The sequence below is a fragment of the Mycolicibacterium pyrenivorans genome (assembly GCF_025821625.1).
Taxonomy (GTDB): domain Bacteria; phylum Actinomycetota; class Actinomycetes; order Mycobacteriales; family Mycobacteriaceae; genus Mycobacterium; species Mycobacterium pyrenivorans.
Map to the genome: position 1 here is coordinate 1 of NZ_JACKSH010000242.1, position 1,037 is coordinate 1,037.

Here is a 1,037-nt window from a genome sequence, read left to right on the forward strand (position 1 = left end):
CCTGGGAACCCTGGCTCTCGTCGACCGTCTCATCAATCATCACATCAGTCACAGTGATCTCCTATTTCCTCAGGAGTTACACCGTTTAACTTACAGACCCCTTGTCGACTCCACCGCGTAGCCGGGCCTGCGGGACCCACCACCACGCGTGCCACCAGTAGCGCCTGGTCACCATGTCGAACACCCGCCGGGTCTCGGATTTCGGCAGGTTGCGGGCCACCGCCTCGACGGGTTCGCCCTTGGGCTTGCCCAGCACGCCGCACTTCTGGATCGTCACCCGCGGAGTGTTGTTGATGCGCTTGGTCTTCCAGGAACCGTCGTCGGTGCTTATCAGGAGCTTGTCCCCATCAGGCACGCCCCACACGGGCGTGGGCTTGGGCCGCCCGTCCTTGGTGAACGTGGTCAGCAGCAGATACTTCTCGCCGTAGACGTCTTTGAAGGTGGGCGCCACGATCAGTTCACCGCCCTCAGTTCGATCGTGACGTTCTTCTCCATGCCGCCGCGCAGCTTGGAGAAGAAGTTGAACGTCTTGCCCAGCAGGCCATACCGCTTGCCGAGGGCGTCGTAGGTGGCGCCGTTGGCCGACTTGTCCAGGATGGTGGCGGTCGCCTCGACCGCCTCGCCCTTGGGCTTGCCGCTGCGATCGCACTCGGCGATGGTCACCCGCGGGGTGTTGCGGATTCGCTTGACCTTCCAGGACTGCTCTTGGGTGATCGCGATCAGGCGATCACCGTCGACGACTGCCCAGATCGCCGTCGGCTTGGGCCGCCCGTCCTTGGTGAACGTGGTCAGCAGGATGTACTCGGATCCGGCGATGTCGGTGAAGGAGGCGGTCATGTGGCCAATGTAGCCGCCACGGCCGAGCCGCCGACCTGCTCGACGCCTGCTTTCAGGCGGCGTCGAAGGTGACGAGGTCGATGCTGAGTCGGCCTTCGATCAGGCTGACTCGTCGTCGGATTGGTGGTCCGGGTAGTGGTGGGGCGGTGGAGTGGTAGACCGCTCCGGTGGGGGTGCGGTATTCGGCGGTATGTGCGCCG

The 1,037-nt window shown here is 64.0% G+C and carries 2 protein-coding genes and 1 pseudogene; all 3 read right to left on the reverse strand.

Annotated features, from left to right (window positions below):
* Positions 1–85 precede the first annotated feature (85 nt).
* On the reverse strand, positions 86–451 hold the full coding sequence (locus tag H7I57_RS26465) for a PPOX class F420-dependent oxidoreductase (RefSeq protein WP_264027243.1): 366 nt from the start codon (positions 449–451) through the stop codon (positions 86–88).
* Positions 452–453: 2 nt separating this feature from the next.
* A complete protein-coding gene (locus tag H7I57_RS26470; protein WP_264027245.1) occupies positions 454–837 on the reverse strand; it encodes a PPOX class F420-dependent oxidoreductase in 384 nt (127 codons plus the stop codon).
* Between the two features lie 52 nt (positions 838–889).
* Positions 890–1,037 (reverse strand): annotated as a pseudogene (locus H7I57_RS26475) (HNH endonuclease); the annotation flags it as partial.